This window comes from Streptomyces sp. P3 (assembly GCF_003032475.1).
Classification (GTDB): Bacteria; Actinomycetota; Actinomycetes; order Streptomycetales; family Streptomycetaceae; genus Streptomyces.
Genome location: NZ_CP028369.1, coordinates 8,586,294 through 8,608,885, shown reverse-complemented (window position 1 = coordinate 8,608,885; position 22,592 = coordinate 8,586,294). Strand labels below are relative to the sequence as shown.

Genomic DNA, 22,592 nt, shown 5'->3' with positions numbered 1-22,592 from the left:
CGACGACGTGCGCACTTCCCGGAAACTCACCGTCGCTCTCGCCTGCCCCGAGGGCGCCTGGCCGCACCCCCACTGGCCTGCCCCGGACGACCCGTATGTCGGACGGGTGGTGCCCCTGACGGAGCCGCGGGGGGCGCGCGAGGCGACGGACGTGGCGATCCTCTACCGCGAGGACCCCTCCACGGCCTTACGGGAACTGCTCACCACCGACATCCCCGTGATCGTGATCAGCCCGTGCCGGGACACCGAAGTCATCGTCGAGGTGTTCCGCGGCGGCGCGGGCTATCTCGTCGAGGGCGACTACTGCACCTGCATGCTCTCCTCCGCCGTCGTGGGCGCCACCGTCGGACACACCTACCTCTCCCCGGCGGCCTGTGCCGCACTCCAGGAGGCGGCCCGGCGGCTGTCCACCGCCGGGGAGGCGATGGAACGGCTGCGGGAGCTGCTCTCGCCGCGCGAGCGGCAGATCATGGAGCTGCTGTCGACCGGCTTGGGCGTGCAGGAGATCGCTCTGCGCTTACAGCTGAGCGAGAAGACCGTCCGCAACAACCTCAGCAACGTGTACGCCAAGCTGGAGGTCCGGGGGAGCACCGAAGCGGTCCTGACGTGGTTGGGGGCCACCCCTGCCGTCCGGGCCTGAGTTCCCTGGTTCGCGTAGGGGAACGGAGAACGAGCCCCCGCGCGGGATCCACACGAGGGCTCGTTCCGATGACGCGACCGGTCGCCGCCTCTGATCCGGCCGGCGCTCTCGCCGGTCGCGCGGGATATCGCGAGAATCGCTGCGGAGCTAGGGTGTGACAACCTGCGAGAGAGGGATTTCGACGTCGATTACGTCGGGGCCGCCCTCTTGGAATCCGGGTTGCGTTCCGGCATCGGATCCGGGGCGCTCCCCGGCGCCGTCCGACGCGTTCTGGAGCTCGCTCGCCTGCGGGGTTTCGCACTTCACGTTGCGCAGCCAGAGCCGGCCGTCGGGGGTGCCGCCGTCCAGGAGTTGCGGATAGAACACGTGCACGCTCGTGCCCCCCTCCTTGGGGGAGAAGAACACCTTCTGGCCGTCCTGTGCGTCCTGGTAGGTGGCCTTGAGGTAGCCGCTGACATCGGTGCGCTTGTCCGACCACATGAAGAAAGCGATGTGGCCGGCCTTCACGGTGTCGGTCCTGGAGAAGTCGAACCCTACCGTCTTGTCGTCGCGCTGGATCTTGTATTCCGTCGTGTTGAACTTGGCGCCGATCTCAAAGAACGAGTTTCCCAGCTTCGAGTCGGCTGAGGCGGTGAACCCGTCCTCCAGGGTGATGGACCTCGTCACCGAGGCGGACACGCTGAAGTTCTTCGTGGCGTCGGATGCGGATCCACAGTTGTCCGTCACCGTGGAAACGCGTTTGTTCGGTCCCAGGTTGTCCCTCTTGAACTGGACATCGACGAATTCACAGTTCTCCAGCTTGGAGGAGTCCTGCGCACAGTCCTTGGACACCTCGGAGGGGGTCGCGGCACCCGCCTGGTTCATCAGCGGAACGGCCACCGCGACGGCCGCCACCGGGGCCAGTATGAGGCCTATGCGCTTCTTCTTGCTCCGGTGGTTTCCCTTGCGTCCGGTGCGGGTCATCGTGCGTCTCCTTGAGGGGACCGGGGATGAGAGGGGAGTGCGAGTTGCCTGGTCACGAGGACTGTCAGCAGTCGGTCAGGACGGGCCTGGACGTCCCGTCCGCGATGCCGGGAGCGCCGGCGGCGCCGTCCAGGACGACAGCGCCCTCGACGGCTTCGGGCGCGGCGTAGTTCTGTTCCTCGACGGGATTGATGACCGTGCTCCCCGGCTTGGCATTGATCTTCACCCGCCATTCGCCCGTCATACGCTGCATCTTCGGCGTGAATTCCATGTGGAGGACCTTGCCGACGGGGACGTCTCTCGTTTCCGTGTCGCCGGCGGTCACCGACTTGAGGGTCAGGTCCGTCGTCGCCTTGTGCTTGAGCCAGGCCCCGCTCAAGGCACCGAAGAGCCCTCCACCGGCACCCTGTTGTGTCGCGGTGTACTTGCCCTCGCCCTGGAGGACGCCCGCCTTCCAGGTAATCGACACCTTTGCCGGATCGGTGGCATTCGACTCGCAGTTCGGGAAGTCGATGGAAGCCTTCTTGGTGGGGCCCTCAAAGGCCTCGAACTTCGTCTCGACGAAATCGCAGCTGTCGGCGAGAAAAATATCCTGGACGCCGCTTCCCGTTTTCTGCTCCTTACCGTTGATCACCTTGGCCTTCTGACACATGCGCATGATCTCGTCCGGCGTTTTCTCCGGCTGGGCGGCGTTCGCCGACGGCAGCAGGGTGATAATGGCCGCACCAGTGGCGAGTGCGGAAACGACGGCGACGATCCGGACCTTCGTGCCCTTCAGGGCCCTCTTACCCATGTCTTGCTCCTTCCTTGAGGGCTTCTTTGTCTCACCGGCACAGAATTATTCGGCCGAACCGAGAGAGCCGACAGAGTCAAATGTCCCTACCGGCCGGTTGTCGATGTGTGCATTGAGACACATTCAGGGGTCCGCCCCCTCGCCCGTCCGTGCGCCGGCCATGTCCACGGATGCCTCGTCGCAGGCGCGAACGACGTGGGTCGGTGTCGCCGTCGGAGACGGGGGAGCCGGGTGCCCGCGACCTGAGCGAGATCGTGACGCGCTGCTCCACCAGAACCGGACGGGCTGCCAGTGGTGGCTCCTGGCACCCGGTGGCGCCAGGACCGCCTCACCCGACATCCCTCTGAGGAGGAAGCGTTGGATCTTGCAGCTCGGCGTCCTCGGAAGACGCTCGACGAAGTGCACTCTGCGCGGGTACACATGCGCGCCGTACTGGCCGCGCACCAGCCCTGCCCCATCGACCCGGACGAACGTCGCGCGGCAGCCTCGGATCCCAGGCGTTGACGATCACCATGCCCTGCTCGGTCTGGCCGAACCGGTCGCGGACCTGTGTCCCGAGAGCATCCGGAGCCCACGCGGTGACATCGCGAGTCAGGGGTCACCGGCCTCGCGCACTTGAACAGGAACTCGTCACTCTGCACGCGCTGCGCGGCAGCCGGGAGGAACCGGACATGGATCTCGGAAGCCTGCGAGATCGCGTTCGGGAGGCGTACACCGAGCTACGGGCCCTCGGCCGACGCCCCTCGGCCCTCGCGATCCGCAGGGGAGCATTCCATGGCTGAAGTGAGAGGTGGCCGGCCTCATCGCCCAGCTGCCGAACGTCCGGGGCAGGTTGTGCGAGCGGACGGGGAGCTGCTCCGCAGGCGCGGTAGTCGGCAGGTCCGCAGCGGGCAGCAAGCCCGTCTGCGGGTCGGTCGTGATCGTGATCGAGAACTGGACGGCCTGGGGCGAGGTCGTGCCTCGACCCCAGGCAGGGCCCCGCGCCGGGCCCATGTGGTCAGTACCCGTACTTCATGGTGACGTCGTGGTCTCGAACCATGTGGGTTCGTCGGAAAGTGCCTGCTTGATGCGGAACAACTGCCGGTCACGCAGCGGCGGCAGGGCGTCCAGCGCGAACCAGCCCACGTCGACGGACTCGTCGTCGTTGACCCGTGCCGCCCCGCCCACGGCCCGGCAGCGGAAGGTGATGTCCATGAACTGGCAGGTGTCACCGTTGGGGTACTCCACCCGCTTACCGGCGCGCACCAGGACGACGCGCTCGGGAACGCAGTGCACCCCGGCCTCCTCGTACACCTCGCGCACGGCGCAGTCCGCGGGCTGCTCCCCCGGGTCCGGGATGCCGCTGATCACGGTCCACTGCCGGTTGTCCGCGCGCTGCCCCAGCAGCACCCGCCCCTCGTCGTCGAAGACGACGGCGCTGACGCCGGGAAGCCAGAGAAGTTGGTGTCCCGCACTGGCCCGGATCTCGGTGATGAACTCTGGAGTCGGCATGGTCCGACCCTATCCGGGCGTCCCGGTCAGCCCGCCGTGTTCCGGCGGCTCCGCACCCCGGCGCCGATCGCCCATCCGAGGCCGCCCGCCGCGACGAGCACCAGAGCCGCCTCGGGGAGGATGCCGAGCTTCGTCGCGGGGGTCTGTGAGGAGCGCAGGGGCACCTTCTGCACCAGGGAGTCCGCCACGAACATGCCGGTCTTCTGGGTGATCCTCCCGTCCGGCATGATGATCGCGCTGACACCGCTGGTCACCGGCACCGTGACGGTCCGGCTGTGCTCGACCGCGCGGACCCGGGACATGGCGAGCTGCTGGTAGGTCATCTCACTGCGGTCGAAGGTGGCGTTGTTGCTGGGCACGGAGATCAGCTGGGCGCCGTCGGTGACCTCGGAGCGCACGGCCCAGTCGAACGCGGCCTCGTAGCAGGTGACCAGGCCGACCTCGGCGTCGCCCATGTCGAACACGCCCGGCTTCGTGCCGCGGCTGAAGTCCTTGCGGACCATCGACGTCCAGTCGCTGTTGATCGCCCCGATGAGCGAGCGCAGCGGAAGGTACTCGCCGAACGGCTGGACCTGCCGCTTGTCGTACGTCTGGGTGGGGCCCTTCACCGGGTCCCAGAGGATCTGCTCGTTGTAGAGCCTGCCGTCCCGCTCGACGACGCCGCCGACCGAGATGGGCACGCCGATCGCCTTGGCGGCCCGGTCGATGACGGCGGCGGCGTCGGCGTTGGCGAAGGGGTCGACGTCGGAGGAGTTCTCGGGCCACAGCACGAAGTCGGGCCTGGCGACCTTGCCCGCCTTCACCTCGGCGGCCAGCCGCTTCGTCTCCCGCGCGTGGTAGTCGAGCACGGCCCGGCGCTGGGAGTTGAAGTCCAGGCCGAGGCGCGGCACGTTGCCCTGGATGACGGCGACGGTGGCGGTGCCGTCCTGCGCCTTGTCGCTGACCAGGGTGCGGGCGGCCAGCGCGCCGACGACCGGGACGGCCACGCTGAGCAGGGCCACCGCGGCGGCCGACCGGCGCACCTCGCCCGAGCGCCGCCGCTCGAGCACGAGCCGCACGATCTCGTACAGGCCGAAGCCGCACAGCACGACGCCGAAGCCGAGCACGGGGGTGCCGCCGACCGCCGCGAGGGGCAGGAAGACGCCGTCCGCCTGGCCGAAGGCGATCTTGCCCCACGGGAAGCCCCGGAAGGGCACACGCGCGCGTGCCGCCTCGCCGGCGATCCAGAGCGCGGCCGCCCACACCGGCCAGGCCGGCAGCTTGGACACGGCGGCGACGCCCATGCCGACCAGCGCGACGAAGATCGCCTCGATGGCCACCAGGGCGAGCCAGGGGCCGGGCCCGACCTCGACGCCGGTCCACACCAGGAGCGGCAGCAGGAAGCCCAGCCCGAAGAGGTAACCGAGACCGAAGGCGGCCTTGCGGCTGCGCCCTCGCAGCACCCAGCCGAAGACGGCGAAGGCCGGCAGCGCCAGCCACCACACGGTGCGCGGCGGGAAGCTGACGTAGAGCAGCACTCCGGAGAGCGCCGCGGTGGCGGCCGGGACGAGGCGGCGCAGGAGCCGGGCGCCGCGCGAAGCCGGCGCGGTCGAGGGCTCCAGCCGGTCCGGCCGGCCTACGGAAGTTGCGGTGACGGTCACTCCGGGAGTGTACGGCGAGTGACCTTTTGGCCGACAGCTCGGTCCGCGGGGCCGGGGACCGCGTCCGCCGGGATCCCGCGCCCGGCGCACAACCCGGCGCAAGTCATCCACAAACCGCCCATCAGCGGTTACGGTGTGCCAGAGCTTCGGTCGTATGCGGCCGGGGTCCTTCACGGTTCAGGTCCGTCACGGTCGGGGGGCGACCGGGTTCGGGGGGCGGGGTGGGTTCCACCGGGATGTCGTCCACGGCAGGCGAGGCCGCGGAAGGAAACAGCCGAAACGTTTCGGACGCGCTCGGCGTGACCGCGCTCGGGGCCTGCGCGGTCTGGTCCCTGATCACCGCCGCGGTGCACGGCGGACGCCCCGAGGGCGTCCTGCTCGCCGTACTGGCGCTGGCCGCCGGCTGTGCGGCGGGGCGGATCACCGGTGTGCTGCTGCCGGTCGCCGCGCCCTGCGCCGGAGCCCTGGCCGGGCTCGCGTCGACGGTGGCCCTGCCCCGGCTCGGCCCCGGAGCGGGGATCGCCGCGCCCCTGGGGCACGCCGGCGCCACCGCCGCGGTGCTGGCCCTGTCGGCCGGTGCCGCGTGCTGCGCCGCCTGGGCGACGCCCGTACCCGCACGGCGGCTCGCGCTGTGGCTGCTCGCCGGGGCCGTGACGGTTGCCGCGGCCCTCCTGGAATCGACGGCGGGCGTGGTGACCTGCTGCGTCGTGCTGGGCTGTTCACTGGTCTCCGGACAGATGCGCCACCGGGGCCCGGCGCTCGCCGCGTCGGCCGTGGCGGCCGCCCTGGTGACCGGCCTGACCTGGGCCGTCGCCGGGAACGCGCTGCCCGGCGGACTCGCCGACCGGCTCACGGACCGGTTGACGCCGCACCGCGTCGGCCTGTGGCGCGACGCCCTCGGCATGGTCCGAGGCCAGAGCGCCCTCGGTGTGGGCCCGGGACGCTTCGGCGAGCTGAGCACGACGGCGGCTCGGTCGACGCTGACCGACGGCAGGCCGCACTCGGCGCCGCTGCAGACGGCGGCGGAGCAGGGCGTCGTCGGCCTGCTGCTGCTTTCGGCGGTCTTCTGCTGGGTGCTGTTCGCGCTGTGGCGGTCGCAGCGTCCGACACCGGTCGTCCTCACCGCGGGGTTCACGCTGACGGCGGTCGCCGCCATCGCCGCCATCGGCAACGCGCTGAGTTTCACCACGGTGTCCGTGGGCGCGGGACTGCTGGCCGGCCTGGCCACGGCCCGGCCGCTCGCCGAGGCGCCCGCGCTGCCCGCGGCGCCCGGAGCTCCGTCGGGGTGCGAGCGCGACCTCCACCACGGCGGCCGCCCGGCGGTGTGACGCGATGACGCGGGGAGGCGGGGACCGGCGGACTGTCAGCGCGCCGGGCCCGGGGCGCCGGCGCGCAGCCGCTCCCGGATGACGCGGACCGCCGACTCGGCGTCGTCCACGGTGATCGTGAACGTGTGGCCGTCCCACAGCCGCAGCACCACGCCCTCGCCCTTGCGCACGACGACCGCGGTGCCCTTCTCCGGCCGCCAGCGATAGCCCCAGCCGCCCCAGTGGCGAGGGGTGACGTGTGGTTCGAAGTCGGCGCCGGCGACATGCGCCAGCGGGATGCGGCGGCGCGGCACCCCGATGTGGCCGCAGCGCACCTCGAGGGACTCCTTGTCGAGCCTGAGGTCGACGTGGACGAAGGCGAGAGTGCCGAAGAGCACCAGCAGCCCGGCGGCGATACAGCCGACGACGGACATCACGAGGGGGGCGACGCCCGAAGTCCAGGCCGATTCGACGGCGAGTTCGACGCCGAGCGCCATGCAGGCCGCCCCGATCAGGGCGAGCACCCACTGGAAGCGGTTGGTGGCGCGCCCCGTCCAGACGTCGGCATGCGGAGCGGCGGACGGCGGGGCGGCGCGATGCGGGACGTCGGGAAACGGGATGCTCTCGTCGTGGGGGTGGTCCCTCATATCCATGAGGTTACTCAGGTTTCGCTGCGCCGGTAGTCCGTAGCGCAGGGTGACTGCTCCGCCCGGGTCCCCCTCGGGGCTGCCCGCCGCGGGCGGGTCACGGGCCGGGGCGCGGGACGGTCACGGAGCGGGGCTGACGGCCTGGAGCAGGCGGCCTTCCGCGTAGGCCAGCGCCGGCTCCGGCAGAGCGCCCGGGCGACCGCTGAGCAGAACCGTCACCGCGCCGAGCGCCGCACCCTCCGGCTCGGGGCGGGCGCCGATCCTGCGCATTGCCTGCGCGACCACCGCGCCGGCCGAGCCGTGCAGCACGAGCGGTGGCCGGCCGGGGCGCTGCACGGCGGCACGGATGCGGTCGGCGACGAGTTCGTAGTGGGTACAGCCGAGGACGACGGTCGTGACGTCCTCGGGGGTGAGCGCCGCGGCCGCGGCGACCGCCGCGTCGATCGCCGTCTCGTCGGCGTGCTCCACGGCCTCGGCCAGCCCCCAGCAGGGCACCTCCGCGACCGTGACACCGCCGGCGAAGTCCTTGATCAGACCCCGCTGGTAGGGGCTTCCCGTGGTGGCGGGCGTGGCCCAGATCGCGACGGGGCCGCCGCCGGACGCGGCCGGCTTGATCGCCGGAACGGTGCCGATCACCGGGATGCCGGGTTCGAGGGTGGCCCGCAGCGTGGGCAGGGCGTGCACGGTCGCGGTGTTACAGCCCACGATCAGGGCCTCGGGCCGGTGCGCCGCGGCGGCCTCGGCGACGGCCAGCGCACGCGCGGTGAGGTCCTGCGGGGTGCGCGGCCCCCAGGGCATGCCGTCGGGGTCGAGGGAGAGCACGAGATCGGCGTCCGGTCGCAGGCGTCGTACCGCGGCGGTGGCCGCCAGCAGGCCGATTCCGGAGTCCATGAGCGCGATCTTCACCCGGCCACCATAGACGATGTGCGCCTGCCGCCCCTTGGGGTGGGGAAGACTGCGCACGTGAGCGCCATCGTGTGGATCGCCGCCCTGTCCCTGGCCGCCTGGCTGTGGCTGCTGCTGTGTCAGGGGTTCTTCTGGCGCACGGACATCAGGCTGCCGGACCGGACGGCGCCGCGGGAGTGGCCGTCGGTGTGTGTCGTCGTCCCCGCCCGCGACGAGGCGGCGGTGCTGCCCGCGAGCCTGCCCTCGCTGCTCGCCCAGGACTATCCCGGACCGGCCGAGGTCTTCCTCGTCGACGACGGCAGCCGGGACGGCACGGGAGACCTGGCGCGCGCCCTCGCCCGGCGTCACGGCGGGCTCCCGCTGACCGTGGACTCACCCGGCGAACCGCCCGCGGGCTGGACCGGCAAGCTGTGGGCGGTGCGGCACGGGATCGGCCTGGCACGCGCGCGCGAGCCCGAGTACCTCCTGCTCACGGACGCCGACATCGCGCACGCGCCCGACAGTCTGCGGGAGCTGGTGGCGGCGGCCCGAACCGGCGGCTTCGACGCCGTCTCCCAGATGGCGCGGCTGCGGGTGGAGAGTCCGTGGGAGCGACTGGTGGTGCCGGCGTTCGTCTACTTCTTCGCCCAGCTGTACCCGTTCCGCCGGATCGGCCGGCGCGGTGCGCGCACGGCGGCCGCGGCGGGCGGCTGCGTCCTGCTGCGCGCCGAGACGGCCGAGCGGGCGCGGATCCCGGACGCCATCCGGCAGTCCGTCATCGACGACGTGGCGCTCGCGCGGGCCGTGAAGGGCGCGGGCGGGCACATCTGGCTGGGGCTGGCCGACCGGGTGGACAGCGTGCGGCCGTACCCGATGCTGCACGACCTGTGGCGGATGGTGTCGCGCAGCGCGTACGCGCAACTGCGCCACAGCCCGGCCCTGCTGCTCGCAACGGTGATGGGCCTGGCTCTGGTGTACCTGGTCCCGCCGCTCGCGCTCCTCTTCGGACTGACGGCCGGCAGCGCGCCGACGGCGGTGTGCGGTGCACTGGCCTGGCTGGTCATGGCGGGGACGTACATCCCGATGCTGCGGCACTACCGGCAGCCGCCGTGGCTCGCTCCCCTGCTGCCGTTCACCGCGTTCCTCTACCTCCTGATGACGGTCGACTCCGCGGTGCAGCACTACCGGGGCCGCGGTGCGGCCTGGAAGGGCCGCACCTACACGCGTCCGGACGCCGTCGCCGACGAGGGCTGAGCCCGGCTCGGGCCGCGGCCCGGCCCCTACTTGCGGCCCGGCGTCCAGTTCATGCCCCACCCATAGGCGTGGTCGACCGTCCGCTGTGGGCTCACGCCGCGCTCGGGCACCAGATAGCGGGCCTCGCGCTGGACGACGAGGTCGCCGCCCTGGTTGGTGATGAGCGCCAGCGCGCAGACGGTCGACGGGACCGTGCACTCGTCCAGGGAGAAGTCGACCGGTGCGCCGAACTGGGGTTGCAGGGTGACCGTGGCGTGCAGGTCGGCGAACGAGCGGGCGCCCTCGTAGATGGTCACGAAGACCAGGATGCGCCGGAAGTCGTTCTTGCGGTCGAGGTTGACCGTGAGGTTCTCGCCGCTCGACACGGCGCCGGTGCGGTCGTCGCCGTCGAGGTGGATGTACGGCGGCTGGTGCAGCGAGCCGAAGGCGTTGCCGAGGGCCTGGACCACGCCCTTGCGGCCGTCGGCGAGCTCGAACAGGGCGCACAGGTCGAGGTCGAGGTCGTTGTGCAGCGCGACCGCCCGCCCGCGCTTGCTGCCCCATCCGGAGAACTGCTTGCGCACCTCCCAGTTGAGGTTGACGCGCAGGGCGCCCGACGTGCCGCCCTGTTTGGTCAGCGACACCGAAGGGGCGGCCTTGGTGAGCGTCACCTTGGTGAGCCTGACCGGCGTGCCCGGCACCGCGGGCGGGGCGGGCGGGGGCGGCGGGGCCTGGTGGACGGGCGGGGGCACGGTGACCGGGAAGGCCGGCATGGTCGGCTGCTGAGGCGTGGGGGTCACGGCGGGCGGGACCGGCGGGACGGGGGCCGTGGCCGGCGCGACGGGGGCCGCGGCGTGTTGCGGCTCGTCCACGGTGATGCCGAAGTCCGTGGCCAGGCCCTCGAGGCCGCTGCCGTAGCCCTGTCCGACGGCGCGGAACTTCCAGGCGCCCTGACGGCGGTAGAACTCGCCCAGCACGAATGCGGTTTCGACCGTGGCGCCGGCGCTGTCGAACCGCGCCACGACCGCGCCCTGCGCCGCGTCCCGCACCTCGATGTAGAGGTCCGGGATCTGCCCGAACGAGCCGCCGTCCGACGAAGCGGCCAGGACCACGGTCTCGATCGAGGGCTCCACGCGCGCGAGGTCGACGAGGACGCTGTCGGTCACCCGGCCCCCGGCGTCGCGTTTGCCCTCGTGGCGTACGGCGCCGGAGGAGTGCGCGGGCTGGTTGTAGAAGACGAAGTCGGCGTCGGAACGGACCTTTCCGCCCAGCAGCAGCAGCGCCGACGCGTCCGCGTCGGGAACGCCGGGTCCGGAACGCCATCCCAGCTCGACCCGCAGCGCCGTGGTCGGCACCGGGACATTGGACCCCTTGGACATTGACATGTACGCCCCCCATCGCGTGTCGGTGCACCGGGCCGTGGGTCCCGGCGCCCCTCGGGTTGTCTACCGGCCAACCTATTCAAAGGGACGGCGCACGCCCATCGGGAGCGCAGGATCAGCCCTGTCCGACTCCCGGGTAACCCCCTCGGAACTCGGCTTTTACACGATCTACGCGTCGTTCGCCGTCCCTTTTTCCCATGTTCGCTCGCATTGGGGGTCCGAGGCTCCTACCGACACGGAAATCAACCCTCTTATCGGTCTCCCCAACCAGCACATCGTGGGCTTACCTTATGTGCCATGACCTCCCCCCGCTCCACCTACGGAGGCGGCTACTACTCCGCCTTCCCGGACACTCCGATCTACGACTCGCTCGTGGCCGAGCGGGGCACCCCGCAGATCGCCCCGATCCGGGTCCCCGCCGCGTACGACATGGGCAGCAGCAACCTGCCCGCGTTGCCGTCGGCGCTGCCCGCCCTTCCGGCGGGTCCGCAGCAGTCCTACGGCTACCCGCAGGCGCAGCAGCCCGCGCCGCTGCAGCAGGCTCCGGCGGCCTACATCCCGCCGCAGGCCGTCGCGCCGCGCGGCTACCCCGGCCCCCAGGCGCAGCAGCAGCCGCGCCCCGCGGGTCCCGGAATGAACTACGAGGCGATGCGCCCGGCCGCGCCCCGGCCCGCGGCGCCGCAGTACCAGGATCCGTACAACCAGCAGCAGTACCGCGGTTACTGAGCCGACCCGGGGTCACCGGCGCCACCTGGCAAAATGACCCCCATGCCTCTCGCGGAACTGCTGTCGATACACGTCCATCCGGTCAAGGCGTTTCGGGGCCAGGCGCCCCGTGAGGCCGTTGTGGAGCCCTGGGGGCTGGCCGGGGACCGACGCTGGGCGCTGATCGACGACGGGGGAAAGGTCGTCACCCAACGCCAGCAGCCGCGCCTCGCACTGGCCGCCGCCGAGCTCCTGCCCGGCGGCGGCGTGCGTCTGTCCGCGCCCGGGCTACGACCACTGACGGTCGCCGTGCCCGATCCCGCGGCCCCGGTGTCACTGGAGATCTTCCGCGACAAGGTGCAGGGGGTCCTCGCCGACGCCGACGCGCACGCCTGGTGCAGTGCCTACCTCGGCGCGGACGTACGCCTGGTCCACATGGACGACCCCGCCACCCGCAGGCCCGTCGACCCGGCGTACGCGCTGCCCGGCGAGACCGTCGCGTTCGCCGACGGATATCCGCTGCTGGTCACCACGACCGCGTCCCTGGACGCCCTCAACTCGCTCGTCGCGACGGGCGAGCACCCCGCCGAGGGGCCGTTGCCGATGAACCGTTTCCGGCCGAACCTGGTCGTCTCGGGCACCGAGGAGTGGTCCGAGGACGGCTGGTCGCGTCTGGCGGTCGGCGAGGTGCGGTTCCGGGTCGCCAAACCGTGCGGACGGTGCGTGGTCACCACCACCGACCAGGACACCGCGGCGCGCGGCAAGGAGCCGCTGCACACCCTCGGACGGCATCGGCGCATCGGCGGCGCGCTGGTCTTCGGCCAGAACCTGGTGCCCCTGTCCCGCGGCACGATCAGCGTCGGCGATCCGGTGCGCGTCACCGGCTGAGACCCGTCGTGGTCCGGCCCGGTCCCCCGGTCACGGGCGGACCGCTCGGCGGGAACCCCTGCCCGGCTCCAGGGCGTTGGGAGGGCGTGCGAGGTTCATGCGGTCCTCGGCCCTGGTGATTTCGCTCTCTCTTTCACGGGACGCGCGTGCGAACGGCCCCGACGGGGGTTGTCTCGGAGCGGGAAGGGGGTGCGGTCGATGCGAGCGATCGGCGGAATCTGGCGTTGGCGACACAACCCACTGCGCCGTGGAACGGATCTGGTCGAGGCGTGGATGGCCCTGTCGGCCCTGCTCCTGATCCTCCTCGTCGCGCCCGTGGTGGGCTCCGTGGTCGGCGCCCTGGCCCAGGGCGCTCTGCAGCAGTCGGTCCGTGCGCAGCACGCGTCGCGCCACGGGGTCACGGCCACCGTGGTGCGCAGGGCGACCGGTTCGCCGCTGGACGTGGATCCGGAGACGGCCAACGGCCGGGAGGCGCGGACGCGGGTCGTCGCCGACTGGACCGCGCCGGACGGCACCGCGCGGCGCGGCACGGTCCTGGCGGGCCTCAGGACCCCGCACCCCGGCGACCGCTTCGCGATTTGGACGGACGGGCACGGCCGTCCGGTGGCCCGTCCCCTGGACCCCGCCACCGCCACGACGCACGCCGTGCTCGCCGGCTTCGGCGCGGCCCTGTTCAGCGCGGGCGCCGTGGAGGGCGGCCGGCGGCTGGTCGTCTGGCACATGGTCCGCCGCCGTTACGCCCGTTGGGACCGGGCCTGGGAGCGTGCGGGGCCGGACTGGGGGCGCACCGGCGCCGGCAGCTGACGGCCTTTCGTCTCTGGTCAACCCACTGCCCGCGCGCACGCTACGGTGGTCCGGCCGAAGCTTTCGGCATCAACCCGCGTACCACGAGGTGGGGGCACAGCAACGCCATGGCACAGGGCACGGTCCAGGTGACGCACACCGGCACATCGCGGTGGCGTCGCCGCACGGGTGAGTACGCATCGCTCGCCGCAGCCCTGGAGGCCGCGGCGGAAGGCGACGTCCTCACCATCGCTCCCGGCACGTATCGGGAGAACCTGGTCGTGGAGCGGTCGGTGACCCTGCGGGGCCCCGAGGGCTCCCCCGGCTCCGTGCGCCTGGCTCCGGTGGACGGAGTGCCGCTGACCGTGCGGGCCTCGGCCGTGGTGCAGGACCTGCACGTGGAGGGTCAGGACGCGGCGGCGCCCGCGGTCCTCGTCGAGGAGGGCACTCCGGAGCTGCTGGACCTGCGGATCGTCACCCGGTCAGCGGCGGGCGTCGAGGTGCGCGGCAGCGCCCGCCCCACGGTGCGGCGGTGCACCGTCGACAACCCGGCGGGCATCGGCATCGCCGTGGTGGACGGCGGGGGCGGCGTCTTCGAGGAGTGCGAGATCCTCGCCGCCGGCCAGGCCGGCGTCGCGGTGCGCGGCGGCGCGCGACCCCGGTTCGAGCGCTGCCGGGTGCACCACACCGCGGGGGCGGGTCTGAGCGCGACCGGCGACCACACCGCCCTCGAGGCGGTGGGCTGCGAGGTGTACGAGGTCAGGGGCAGCGGCGTCCAGGTCAGCGCCCGGGCCACCGCCCACCTCACCGACTGCGATGTGCACCGCACCACCGCCGACGGCGTCACCCTCGACACCGACGCCGTGCTCACCCTGGCCGACTGCCGTATCCACGACATCCCGGAGAACGCGGTCGATCTGCGCTCCCGTTCCGTCCTGACGCTGACCCGCACGACGGTGCGTCAGTTCGGGCGCAACGGGCTGTCGGTGTGGGACCCGGGCACGCGTGTGGACGCCAACCAGTGCGAGATCTTCGACAGCACCGGCGACTACCCGGCCGTCTGGGTCAGCGACGGCGCGACGGCGGTGCTGGACTCCTGCCGGGTGCACGACGTGCCGGACGCCCTGTTCGTCCTGGACCGCGGCTCCCGTGCGGACGTCGTCGACAGCGACCTCTCCCAGGTGCGCAACACCGCGGTGTCGGTGAGCGACGGTGCGACGGCCCAGCTCGACGACTGCCGGATCCGGGACGCGGCGACCGGCGCCTGGTTCCGCGACCACGGCAGCGGCGGCACGCTCGACAACTGCACCATCGACGGCACGCAGACCGGCGTGATCGTCACCAAGGGCGCCGACCCGACCGTCGAGCGCTGCACGGTCGACTCCCCCGCCGAGGCCGGGTTCTACGTGTCGGCGGGCGGTCGCGGCAGCTTCCTGAACTGCCGGGTGACCAACAGCGGGGGCTACGGCTTCCACGTGATAGACGGCAGCCGTACGACGCTGCGCAGGTGCCGGACCGAACGCTGTGCGCGCGGCGGCTACGAGTTCGCCGACGCGGGGGCGGAGTCCGCGTCCGGCTCCGCGCCCGTGGTCGAGGACTGCAGCAGCGACGAGAGTGCCGGCGTGCGCATGCCGGGGGCCCCGGCGGTGCTGGAGACGGTCGTGCAGACGACGGTGCAGTCCCCCGGTGTGCTCGGCGTGCTGCCCGGACAGCGCGTCGCCGCGCCGGAACCGCAGCCGGCGGCTGCGGAGCCGCGGTCGTCGGCGCGGACCTCGCAGGACGTGCTCGGTGAGTTGGACACCCTGGTCGGTCTGGACAGCGTCAAGCGCGAGGTGCGGGCCCTCATCGACATGATCGAGGTGGGCCGGCGCCGGCAGCAGGCGGGGCTCAAGGCGGCGTCCGTCAAGCGCCACCTGGTCTTCACCGGCTCCCCGGGCACCGGCAAGACGACGGTCGCGCGCCTGTACGGCGAGATCCTCGCCGCGCTCGACGTGCTGGAGAAGGGCCATCTCGTCGAGGTGTCCCGGGTGGACCTGGTCGGCGAGCACATCGGTTCGACGGCGATCCGCACCCAGGAGGCGTTCCAGCGGGCGCACGGCGGGGTGCTGTTCATCGACGAGGCGTACGCGCTGTCGCCGGAGGACGCCGGCCGCGACTTCGGCAAGGAGGCCATCGACACCCTGGTGAAGCTGATGGAGGACCACCGCGACTCCGTCGTCGTGATCGTCGCGGGCTACACGGCGGAGATGGAGCGGTTCCTGTCGGTCAACCCCGGTGTGGCGTCCCGTTTCTCACGGACCATCACGTTCGGCGACTACGGCCCCGACGAGTTGCTGCGGATCGTCCGGCAGCAGGCCGAGGAGCACGAGTACCGGCTCGGCCCGGGCGCCGCGGAGGCGCTGCTGAAGTACTTCACGGAACTCCCGAAGGGCCCCGCCTTCGGCAACGGCCGCACCGCCCGCCAGACCTTCGAGGCGATGGTGGAGCGGCACGCGAGCCGCGTCGCGCAGGTGGCGGAGCCCAGCACGGACGACCTCACCCTGCTGTACGCGGAGGACCTGCCGGACCTGCCCTGACGGTTCACGACCGCTGCACCGGCACCTCCCCGGCGGGCGTCTGGGGTCGCAGCCGCCCGAGCAGCAGTTCGCGCTCCTCGGCGAACGCCGGGTCGGCCTGGTAGTCGGAGTGCCCGAGGACGGGCGTGGGCAGCGGGTGGTCCTCGCTGCGGCCGTACGCCAGGGGATCGGCGAGCGGCTCACGGTCCACCCGGGGTCCGCAGCCGTCGCCGGACAGCCGTACGGGGCCGCCGATGGGATCGGTCGGCCGGTACAGGTTGCGCCAGCAGTCGATGTCCTCGTGCAGGGCGGCCAGTGCGGCCGGTCCGAAGTGGGCGGGGAACCAGCGGCCGTAGAGGCGCTCGATCGGGGAGCCGTAGGTGAGCAGGGCGACGCGGGCGCGGTCGGAGGGTTTCAGCTGCCAGGCCGCCGCGGCCGCGAGGACGCTGCCCTGGGAGTGGCCGGAGATGACCAGGCGTCCGCCCGTGGCACGCGTCCAGGTGGCCATGCGCCAGGTCAGGTCGGGGACCGCGCGCTCCGCGTAGCAGGGCGGGGCGAAGGGGTGCGCGGCACGCGGCCAGAACGTGCCGACGTCCCAGAGAATGCCGATCGTGCGCCGCGCGGAGACGTCCTTGTAGGCCCGCCGGCCCCAGGTCACGAACAGGATGAAGCCGAGCCCGATCAGCCAGGAGCCCAGCGCCTGGGCGGTCTGGGCGAGGCCCTGCACGAAGGGCTGAGCGGTCTGCGCGGCCCGGGCCGGGGTCCGCCCGGTGCCGAAGGCGCCGACGAGCGCACCCGCGCCGAGAAGCAGGGTCGCGGTGGCGACGACGGCGACGAGGAGCGGGGCGCGGTCGGTGAGCGCGGCCAGCGCGCGGGCCCGGGCGATGAGCCGGGTGCGCGCCGCGTCGCCGGAGCGCACCCCGTACGTACGGACGACCTCTCTCTCCTCGGCCCGGATCAGCAGCAGGGTGCGCCGGGCGATCAGCGCGCACAGGGCCAGCACCACCACGAGCAGCACCGGGATGACGGCCGCCTGCCAGGTCAGCAGCACCGGCGGGCCGTCGAGGGAGGCCCCGGTGCCGTCGAGCCAGTCCGATACCCACTGCGACACTCCGCCGGACATGACGCCGCCCAGTGCGCAGGCCAGCATCGCGACGGCGGGACCGCCGAGGCCGTGCAGCGCGCAACGCTCCGGCGGCGCGCCGGGGCCGCGCTTGCGCGGGCAGTGGTGCAGGGTGCGGGCGACGACCGCCAGGGCGATCACCAGGGCGCCCTGGGCGAGGGCCAGGGCGCCGAAGGTCGTGTCGCCCGGGAGCCGGCCCTCGGAACTCCAGCCCGGGCGGTTCCATCCTGCGTACACGAGGGTGAGCGCGAGCAGCACGAGGGCGGCGAGCGGCAGCCCGCGTACGAGATGGGCGTCGAGGTGTCGGTCGAGGCGGCGCTCGCTGCGGCCCCGGCGGCACACCACCCAGACCGTGGCCAGCGCGCCCGCGGCCAGGGACGCCTGCAGGGCGTGGCCCAGCAGGTCGAGGAGGGCGGGGCCACCGGGCCTGTGGTCCTCGCGCACGGCCGCAGTGCCCACCGCCGCGGCGACCGTGAGCAGGCCGGCCGCGGTGTGCGCGGCCCGGAGCCGGGCGACGAGGCGGCGTCCGTACCAGAAGCCGGGCCGGCCGAGCGCGGTGTGCGCGGGGCCGGTCTCGGGCTCGGGCGCGCGGTCCAGGGGTTCCTGTGACTCGTACGCCCGCCAGGTGCGGTGGGACAGGTACCACAGGAGCGCGGTGAGCGCGGTCGGCAGCAGGGCGGCGAGGGCGAGGCGGCGGCCCGGCAGGCTCCACCAGCCGCCGTCCGAGACGGTCGGCGACAGGAAGCCCAGCCAGGTGTGGCGTTCGGCGCAGGCGGCCGTGCCCGCGCACTGCCAGGCCGTCAGGTCGAGGGCGACCTCGCAGGCCGCGGCCACCAGCAGCACCGTCAGGCTCAGCGCCGCGAGCCGCACCAGCAGGCCGTACACCCGCACCGCGCGGGTGCTCTCCGTTGCGGCGGGGCGCATCCAGTGGGCGAGGTTGACGACCATGAACGGCAACAACAGCAGCCACAGGGCACGGGTGCCGTTGCCGGACGTGAGGTTGGACCACACGTAGGCCTCGGGGACCGGCACGCCGCGGCTGCGGTCGTCGCCGGGGCCGGTGTCGGCGGCGACGTCGTCGGCGCGCCGGTAGACGGCCGCCGTCCCGTCGCCGGTGATCCGCACGGTGCGCGGATCGTTCAGCATCTTCTCGGGCGTGGCGCCGCCGACGCCGTGGACCAGTAGTTCCAGGGCGGCTCCGCCCGCAGAGGCAGGTTTCACGATGCGCACTTCCCCCATGACACGCCTTCGAATGTGTCCGTGCGGGCATAAGGATCGCCACTTCGGACGCGTGATACACCTCCGGTCACGGAATCTCCCCGTGGTGTGCGACGGACGCGCACCACCGGCGTGGCATGTGCGCGTCGGGGCGGTGGCACAGCTGTGCCCCGGCCGTGCGAGGATGGGACGCCCGCACACCGGCGTCGGGGGTGAACGTCGTCGTCGGACCAGGTGAGCGGGCCCGTCGGACGGCTGAGGGAAAGGAACCGGAGCGTACGTGAGTGAGAATCAGAACCTCCTCGCGGAGCAGCGCCGCTCCCTGATCCTGGACGAGGTGCGACGCCGTGGCGGCGTCCGTGTCAACGAGCTGACCCGCAAACTCGGCGTTTCGGACATGACGGTGCGGCGTGATCTGGACGCGCTGGCCCGGCAGGGCGTGCTGGAGAAGGTGCACGGCGGCGCGGTGCCGGTCGTGGAGGCGAGCACCCACGAGCCGGGCTTCGAGGCGAAGTCGGGTCTGGAGCTGACCGCCAAGGAGGACATCGCCAAGGCTGCGGCGGAACTGGTCGCCCCGGGCAGCGCGATCGCGTTGTCGGGCGGTACGACCACCTATGCGCTGGCCCATCACCTGGTGGACGTGCCCGACCTGACGGTGGTGACGAACTCGGTGCGCGTCGCGGACGTCTTCCATGTGGCGCAGCGCACCGCGGGCCCCCGGCAGGGCGCGGCCACCGTCGTGCTGACCGGTGGGGTGCGCACACCGTCGGACTCACTGGTGGGACCGGTCGCCGACCAGGCCATCGCGGCACTCCACTTCGACGTGCTGTTCCTCGGCGTGCACGGCATATCGGCCGAGGCCGGGCTGTCGACGCCGAATCTCGCGGAGGCCGAGACCAACCGGCGGCTGGTGCAGTCGGCGCGCCGGGTCGTGGTGGTCGCCGACCACACCAAGTGGGGTGTGGTGGGCCTGAGTTCGTTCGCCGCGCTGGAGCAGGTCGACACGCTGGTGACGGATGCCGGGCTGCCGAAGGCGGCGCGCGCGGAGATCTCCGAGCACCTGCGCCGGCTGACGGTCGCGGGCGAGCCCGACGAGGGTGCAGACATCTGAGCGGGCGGCGGCTAGGGTGGCGCACCCGTTTCCCCGCCATGCGGAGGTCGCGCGTATGCCTCGCCGGTTGCGTCCCGAAGGACTCGACTTCGTCCGGTCCGCTCCCGTGCGGCTGGTCTTCGCGGGGGAGCTGTCCGCTCCCCCCGAGCGGGTGTTCGGTGCGCTCGCCGAGGACGTGCCCGGGTGGGCGCGGTGGTTTCCGGGCGTGACGTCCGCGCAGCCGCTGGACGGCGGTGCGGCGCGCGAGGTGCGCCTGCGGGGCGGCACGCGTTTTCGTGAGACGGTCCTCGCGGCGAAGGCGGCGGAGGTGTACGCCTACCGCGTCGACGTCACCAACGCTCCGGGCGTCGGGGCGCTGGTCGAGGAGTGGCGGCTGGCGCCGGCCGGGGCGGGGACGCGCGTGCGGTGGACGTTCGCCGCCGACGGGAGCGGGGTGTTCCGGGCGGTGCTGCGGCTGGCCCGGCCGGGGCTCGGGCAGTCCTTCCGCAAGGCCGTGGCGGGGCTGGACCGCAGCCTGGCCGGCTGAGCGCTGCGAGGTCGACGGCCCGCGGGTCAGGCCTGCCACACGCCGGTGGCCAGCAGCGAGTCGATCGCCGCGGTGTAGGGCGCGATGTCCAGGCCCTGCTCGGCGAGCCAGTCGTCGGAGTAGTACTTGTCCAGGTAACGGTCGCCCGGGTCGCACAGCAGAGTGACCACACTGCCCCGGCGGCCGTCGGCCACCATCTCGGCGACGATCTTGAGCGCGCTCCACAGCCCGGTGCCCGTCGAGCCGCCCGCCTTTCGGCCGATGGCCCGCTCCAGGGCGCGCACCCCGGCGACGCTGGCGGCGTCGGGGACCTTCATCATGCGGTCGACGGCGCCGGGGACGAAGCTGGGCTCCATGCGCGGCCGGCCGATGCCCTCGATGCGTGAACCGCAGTCGCAGGTGACGCCCGGATCGCCGCTCGTCCATCCCTCGAAGAAGCACGAGTTCTCCGGGTCGGCGACGCAGATGCGGGTGTCGCGCTGGGTGTAGTGGACGAAGCGCGCGAGGGTCGCGGAGGTGCCGCCGGTGCCGGCCGTGGCGACGATCCAGGCGGGCTCCGGGAACCGCTCCAGCTCCAGCTGCCGGAAGATGGATTCGGCGATGTTGTTGTTCCCGCGCCAGTCCGTGGCCCGCTCCGCGTAGGTGAACTGGTCCATGTAGTGGCCTTCGAGCTCCCTCGCGAGGCGTGCCGACTCCTCGTACATCGTGCGCGAGTCGTCGACGAAGTGGCACCGGCCGCCGTGGAACTCGATCAGTCGGATCTTCTCGGCGCTCGTCGTACGCGGCATGACGGCGATGAAGGGCACGCCGATCAGCTTGGCGAAGTACGCCTCGGACACGGCCGTCGAGCCGCTGGACGCCTCGATCACCGGGCGGTCCGGCCTGATCCAGCCGTTGCACAGTCCGTAGAGGAAGAGCGAGCGGGCGAGCCGGTGTTTGAGACTGCCGGTGGGGTGGGTCGACTCGTCCTTGAGATACAGGTCGATGCCCCACTTCTCGGGGAGCGGGAAGCGCAGCAGGTGGGTGTCGGCCGAGCGGTTGGCGTCCGCCTGGACCTTGCGGACCGCTTCTTTCAGCCAGTCGCGGTATGCGGCGTCGCTGTGGTCGACGTCGAGGGTGGCGCCGGTCCTGGTGGGCGGGGAAGTGGTCACGGCGGGGCTCCTTCGGGCGTCGCGCCGACGGTGGTCCGCGCGGCCGGCACTCCGATCATAGACACCTTCAACACGCTTCTCACCTGCATAAACACACCTTTGGGGCCCCCAAAGCCGGCCCTGGGGGCGGACGCGGACGCCAGGGGGCGCATTCACACGAATGCTCCGGACGGCCCGTCGTGGACCTGCGGAGGCACTGGTGCTCGACGGCGGGCGCGGGCAGACTGCACCGGGTCGGGGCCGAGCCCCGGGCGGGGGCGCACACCGGATGACGGGACGAGTTCGAACGCGAGGGGGCGGGAAGGCATGGCGGAGCCGGAGTTCACGGCTACGGGCGTGCGTATCGGGAAGCGGCTGCGCTCGCTCACCCGAGCCGGGCAGGTCCGGATCAGCGACGGCAGGCTGGAGTTGCTGACCAGTTACGGCAGCGAGATCGACAGCGCGCCCGTGCAGGCGGTCCGCGCCTCGAAACCCTGGTTCGTCCCGGAGGACCGGGCGCTGGCCGACCTCAACGGCAACCGGTACCTGCTGACGCTCGGTGAGCACGACCCGGCGCCGGGCGAGCCCGGACCGCCCGCGGCGCGCCGCTTCATCGAAGCCGTGCGCAAGGCGGCGGGGCGCGGCGGCTGAGCCGCAGGGGCGCGAGACCGGCCCGGGTGGCCGAATCACCGCGAGTTGCGCTACCGCATCCGCTGCGTCACTCTGGTCTCACGTCACTCTGGGTTTACCGGCGATAACGCTGCGAACCAGCCCGCCGGCCAAGACAGCAGGCCGCCGCCTCGCGCAGACGCCCTGCTCGATCCGAACTCCGTGTTCTTCCGGACCTCAGTCGGGGAGTCGCAGCCGTGATCAGCAACCCAAGCAGGCACTGCATGGTGGAGCTTCAGGCCCTGCCGTCGCGGATCGGTCAGGTCCGCAGAATCGTATCGGCGCAGTTGCGCTACTGGCACATGGACCCGTTGATAGACCGGGCCGCGCTGGGTGTGACGGAGCTGTTGACCAACGTCCACCTGCATGCCCAGCCCGACAAGACCTGTGTCGTGGAGATGGAACTGCTGCTCGACCGGCTGACCGTGTCGGTGCGCGACCACGACCCGCGGCTGCCGGTCGCCAAGGCCGCCGAGACCCTCGCCACCTGCGGACGCGGGCTGGCCATGGTGGCCGCGGTCAGCGAGAGCTGGGGCGCCCGGCCGGACGGCGATTCCGGCAAGGTCGTGTGGTTCACGCTGCCGGCGCCGGTCGCCGCGCGGGAACTCGCGGCGCGGCCGCCCCGCCGCACGCCACGGGAACAGGCCGCAGCCCGGTTCCCGGAGGTCGTCTCCGTCGATGATCTGCGGCCCGCGCATGCTCCCGCCCGGTCGGCCGTCGTCGGTTGACCGGGCGGTGACGTCCGCCGCGGCGAGGCGCCCGCGCGCCCGGTGTGCCGGCCAGGGTCTGCTCCTACGAGTGCACGTTCCGCGTGCCGTGCGGGGAGGCCGTCGGGGACGTCTGCCCGAACTGCGGTGGCGAGCCGGTCCCCCGGTCACGCCGAGCCGCCGCCGGCTTACGGCT

Annotated in this window: 20 protein-coding genes and 1 pseudogene; 12 read left to right on the top strand and 9 right to left on the bottom strand. The window is 72.5% G+C overall.

Translation table 11 applies throughout. The annotated features are described in order from the left end of the window. The first annotated feature begins 7 nt into the window (after positions 1-7). On the top strand, positions 8-640 hold the full coding sequence (locus C6376_RS38120; RefSeq protein ID WP_107447573.1) for a response regulator transcription factor: 633 nt from the start codon (positions 8-10) through the stop codon (positions 638-640). A gap of 147 nt (positions 641-787) precedes the next feature. Here C6376_RS38120 and C6376_RS38115 read toward each other — a convergent pair whose 3' ends face one another. From C6376_RS38115 to lnt, 4 genes are all read right to left on the bottom strand, one after another. After that, positions 788-1,603: a hypothetical protein gene (locus C6376_RS38115; RefSeq protein WP_107447571.1), complete on the bottom strand. Its 816-nt coding sequence runs from the start codon at positions 1,601-1,603 to the stop codon at positions 788-790. A 64-nt stretch (positions 1,604-1,667) separates the two neighbouring features. After that, positions 1,668-2,396: a hypothetical protein gene (locus C6376_RS38110; RefSeq protein ID WP_107447570.1), complete on the bottom strand. Its 729-nt coding sequence runs from the start codon at positions 2,394-2,396 to the stop codon at positions 1,668-1,670. Positions 2,397-3,407: 1,011 nt separating this feature from the next. Continuing rightward, a complete protein-coding gene (locus C6376_RS38100) occupies positions 3,408-3,887 on the bottom strand; it encodes an NUDIX domain-containing protein (RefSeq protein ID WP_107447566.1) in 480 nt (159 codons plus the stop codon). A 26-nt stretch (positions 3,888-3,913) separates the two neighbouring features. Beyond that, positions 3,914-5,527, bottom strand: coding sequence for an apolipoprotein N-acyltransferase (gene lnt, locus C6376_RS38095; protein WP_107447564.1), 1,614 nt, complete (start codon positions 5,525-5,527; stop codon positions 3,914-3,916). Between the two features lie 299 nt (positions 5,528-5,826). Here lnt and C6376_RS38090 point away from each other — a divergent pair, with 299 nt between their 5' ends. Continuing rightward, positions 5,827-6,855, top strand: a complete 1,029-nt coding sequence (locus tag C6376_RS38090) for an O-antigen ligase (protein ID WP_254076242.1) — start codon at positions 5,827-5,829, stop codon at positions 6,853-6,855. A gap of 35 nt (positions 6,856-6,890) precedes the next feature. Here the strand turns inward: C6376_RS38090 and C6376_RS38085 are convergent, their stop codons facing one another. After that, positions 6,891-7,481: a hypothetical protein gene (locus C6376_RS38085; protein ID WP_254076241.1), complete on the bottom strand. Its 591-nt coding sequence runs from the start codon at positions 7,479-7,481 to the stop codon at positions 6,891-6,893. A 120-nt stretch (positions 7,482-7,601) separates the two neighbouring features. Then, positions 7,602-8,387, bottom strand: a complete 786-nt coding sequence (locus C6376_RS38080) for a glutamate racemase (RefSeq protein WP_173985955.1) — start codon at positions 8,385-8,387, stop codon at positions 7,602-7,604. A 39-nt stretch (positions 8,388-8,426) separates the two neighbouring features. On the opposite strand from C6376_RS38080, the gene C6376_RS38075 reads away from it, so the two are divergent. Further along, entirely contained in the window at positions 8,427-9,620 is a 1,194-nt protein-coding gene (locus tag C6376_RS38075; RefSeq protein ID WP_107447558.1) for a glycosyltransferase, read from the top strand. 26 nt (positions 9,621-9,646) lie between these two features. Here C6376_RS38075 and C6376_RS38070 read toward each other — a convergent pair whose 3' ends face one another. Continuing rightward, complete coding sequence (locus C6376_RS38070) at positions 9,647-10,978, bottom strand: TerD family protein (RefSeq protein ID WP_107447556.1); 1,332 nt, start codon at positions 10,976-10,978, stop codon at positions 9,647-9,649. 300 nt (positions 10,979-11,278) lie between these two features. Between C6376_RS38070 and C6376_RS38065 the strand changes: the two genes are divergently transcribed. The 4 genes from C6376_RS38065 (at position 11,279) to C6376_RS38050 (ending at position 15,933) form a co-directional block, all read left to right on the top strand. Next, positions 11,279-11,707 carry a DUF6643 family protein gene (locus C6376_RS38065; RefSeq protein WP_107447555.1) on the top strand — a complete coding sequence of 143 codons (429 nt, stop codon included), beginning with the start codon at positions 11,279-11,281 and terminating at the stop codon, positions 11,705-11,707. A 42-nt stretch (positions 11,708-11,749) separates the two neighbouring features. Beyond that, positions 11,750-12,574: an MOSC domain-containing protein gene (locus tag C6376_RS38060; protein ID WP_107447554.1), complete on the top strand. Its 825-nt coding sequence runs from the start codon at positions 11,750-11,752 to the stop codon at positions 12,572-12,574. A gap of 198 nt (positions 12,575-12,772) precedes the next feature. Continuing rightward, positions 12,773-13,378 carry a hypothetical protein gene (locus C6376_RS38055; protein WP_107447553.1) on the top strand — a complete coding sequence of 202 codons (606 nt, stop codon included), beginning with the start codon at positions 12,773-12,775 and terminating at the stop codon, positions 13,376-13,378. 107 nt (positions 13,379-13,485) lie between these two features. Further along, on the top strand, positions 13,486-15,933 hold the full coding sequence (locus C6376_RS38050; RefSeq protein ID WP_107447552.1) for a right-handed parallel beta-helix repeat-containing protein: 2,448 nt from the start codon (positions 13,486-13,488) through the stop codon (positions 15,931-15,933). A 4-nt stretch (positions 15,934-15,937) separates the two neighbouring features. Here the strand turns inward: C6376_RS38050 and C6376_RS38045 are convergent, their stop codons facing one another. Then, the gene (locus tag C6376_RS38045) at positions 15,938-18,274 is read right to left on the bottom strand and encodes a hypothetical protein (protein WP_107447551.1); all 2,337 of its coding nucleotides are present in this window, start codon (positions 18,272-18,274) and stop codon (positions 15,938-15,940) included. Positions 18,275-18,533: 259 nt separating this feature from the next. On the opposite strand from C6376_RS38045, the gene C6376_RS38040 reads away from it, so the two are divergent. Together C6376_RS38040 and C6376_RS38035 are read left to right on the top strand one after the other, a co-directional pair. After that, the gene (locus C6376_RS38040; protein WP_107447550.1) at positions 18,534-19,364 is read left to right on the top strand and encodes a DeoR/GlpR family DNA-binding transcription regulator; all 831 of its coding nucleotides are present in this window, start codon (positions 18,534-18,536) and stop codon (positions 19,362-19,364) included. A 55-nt stretch (positions 19,365-19,419) separates the two neighbouring features. Then, on the top strand, positions 19,420-19,890 hold the full coding sequence (locus C6376_RS38035; protein ID WP_107447549.1) for an SRPBCC family protein: 471 nt from the start codon (positions 19,420-19,422) through the stop codon (positions 19,888-19,890). A gap of 26 nt (positions 19,891-19,916) precedes the next feature. On the opposite strand, the gene C6376_RS38030 is transcribed toward C6376_RS38035, so the two are convergent. Continuing rightward, positions 19,917-21,041, bottom strand: a complete 1,125-nt coding sequence (locus tag C6376_RS38030) for a PLP-dependent cysteine synthase family protein (protein WP_107447548.1) — start codon at positions 21,039-21,041, stop codon at positions 19,917-19,919. A 306-nt stretch (positions 21,042-21,347) separates the two neighbouring features. Between C6376_RS38030 and C6376_RS38025 the strand changes: the two genes are divergently transcribed. The 3 genes and pseudogenes from C6376_RS38025 to C6376_RS38015 all read left to right on the top strand — a co-directional run. Next, the gene (locus C6376_RS38025) at positions 21,348-21,671 is read left to right on the top strand and encodes a hypothetical protein (protein WP_107447547.1); all 324 of its coding nucleotides are present in this window, start codon (positions 21,348-21,350) and stop codon (positions 21,669-21,671) included. Between the two features lie 245 nt (positions 21,672-21,916). Then, positions 21,917-22,417 carry an ATP-binding protein gene (locus C6376_RS38020; RefSeq protein WP_107449421.1) on the top strand — a complete coding sequence of 167 codons (501 nt, stop codon included), beginning with the start codon at positions 21,917-21,919 and terminating at the stop codon, positions 22,415-22,417. Positions 22,418-22,461: 44 nt separating this feature from the next. Beyond that, a pseudogene (locus C6376_RS38015) lies at positions 22,462-22,578 on the top strand (DUF1272 domain-containing protein); the annotation flags it as partial. Positions 22,579-22,592 lie beyond the last annotated feature (14 nt).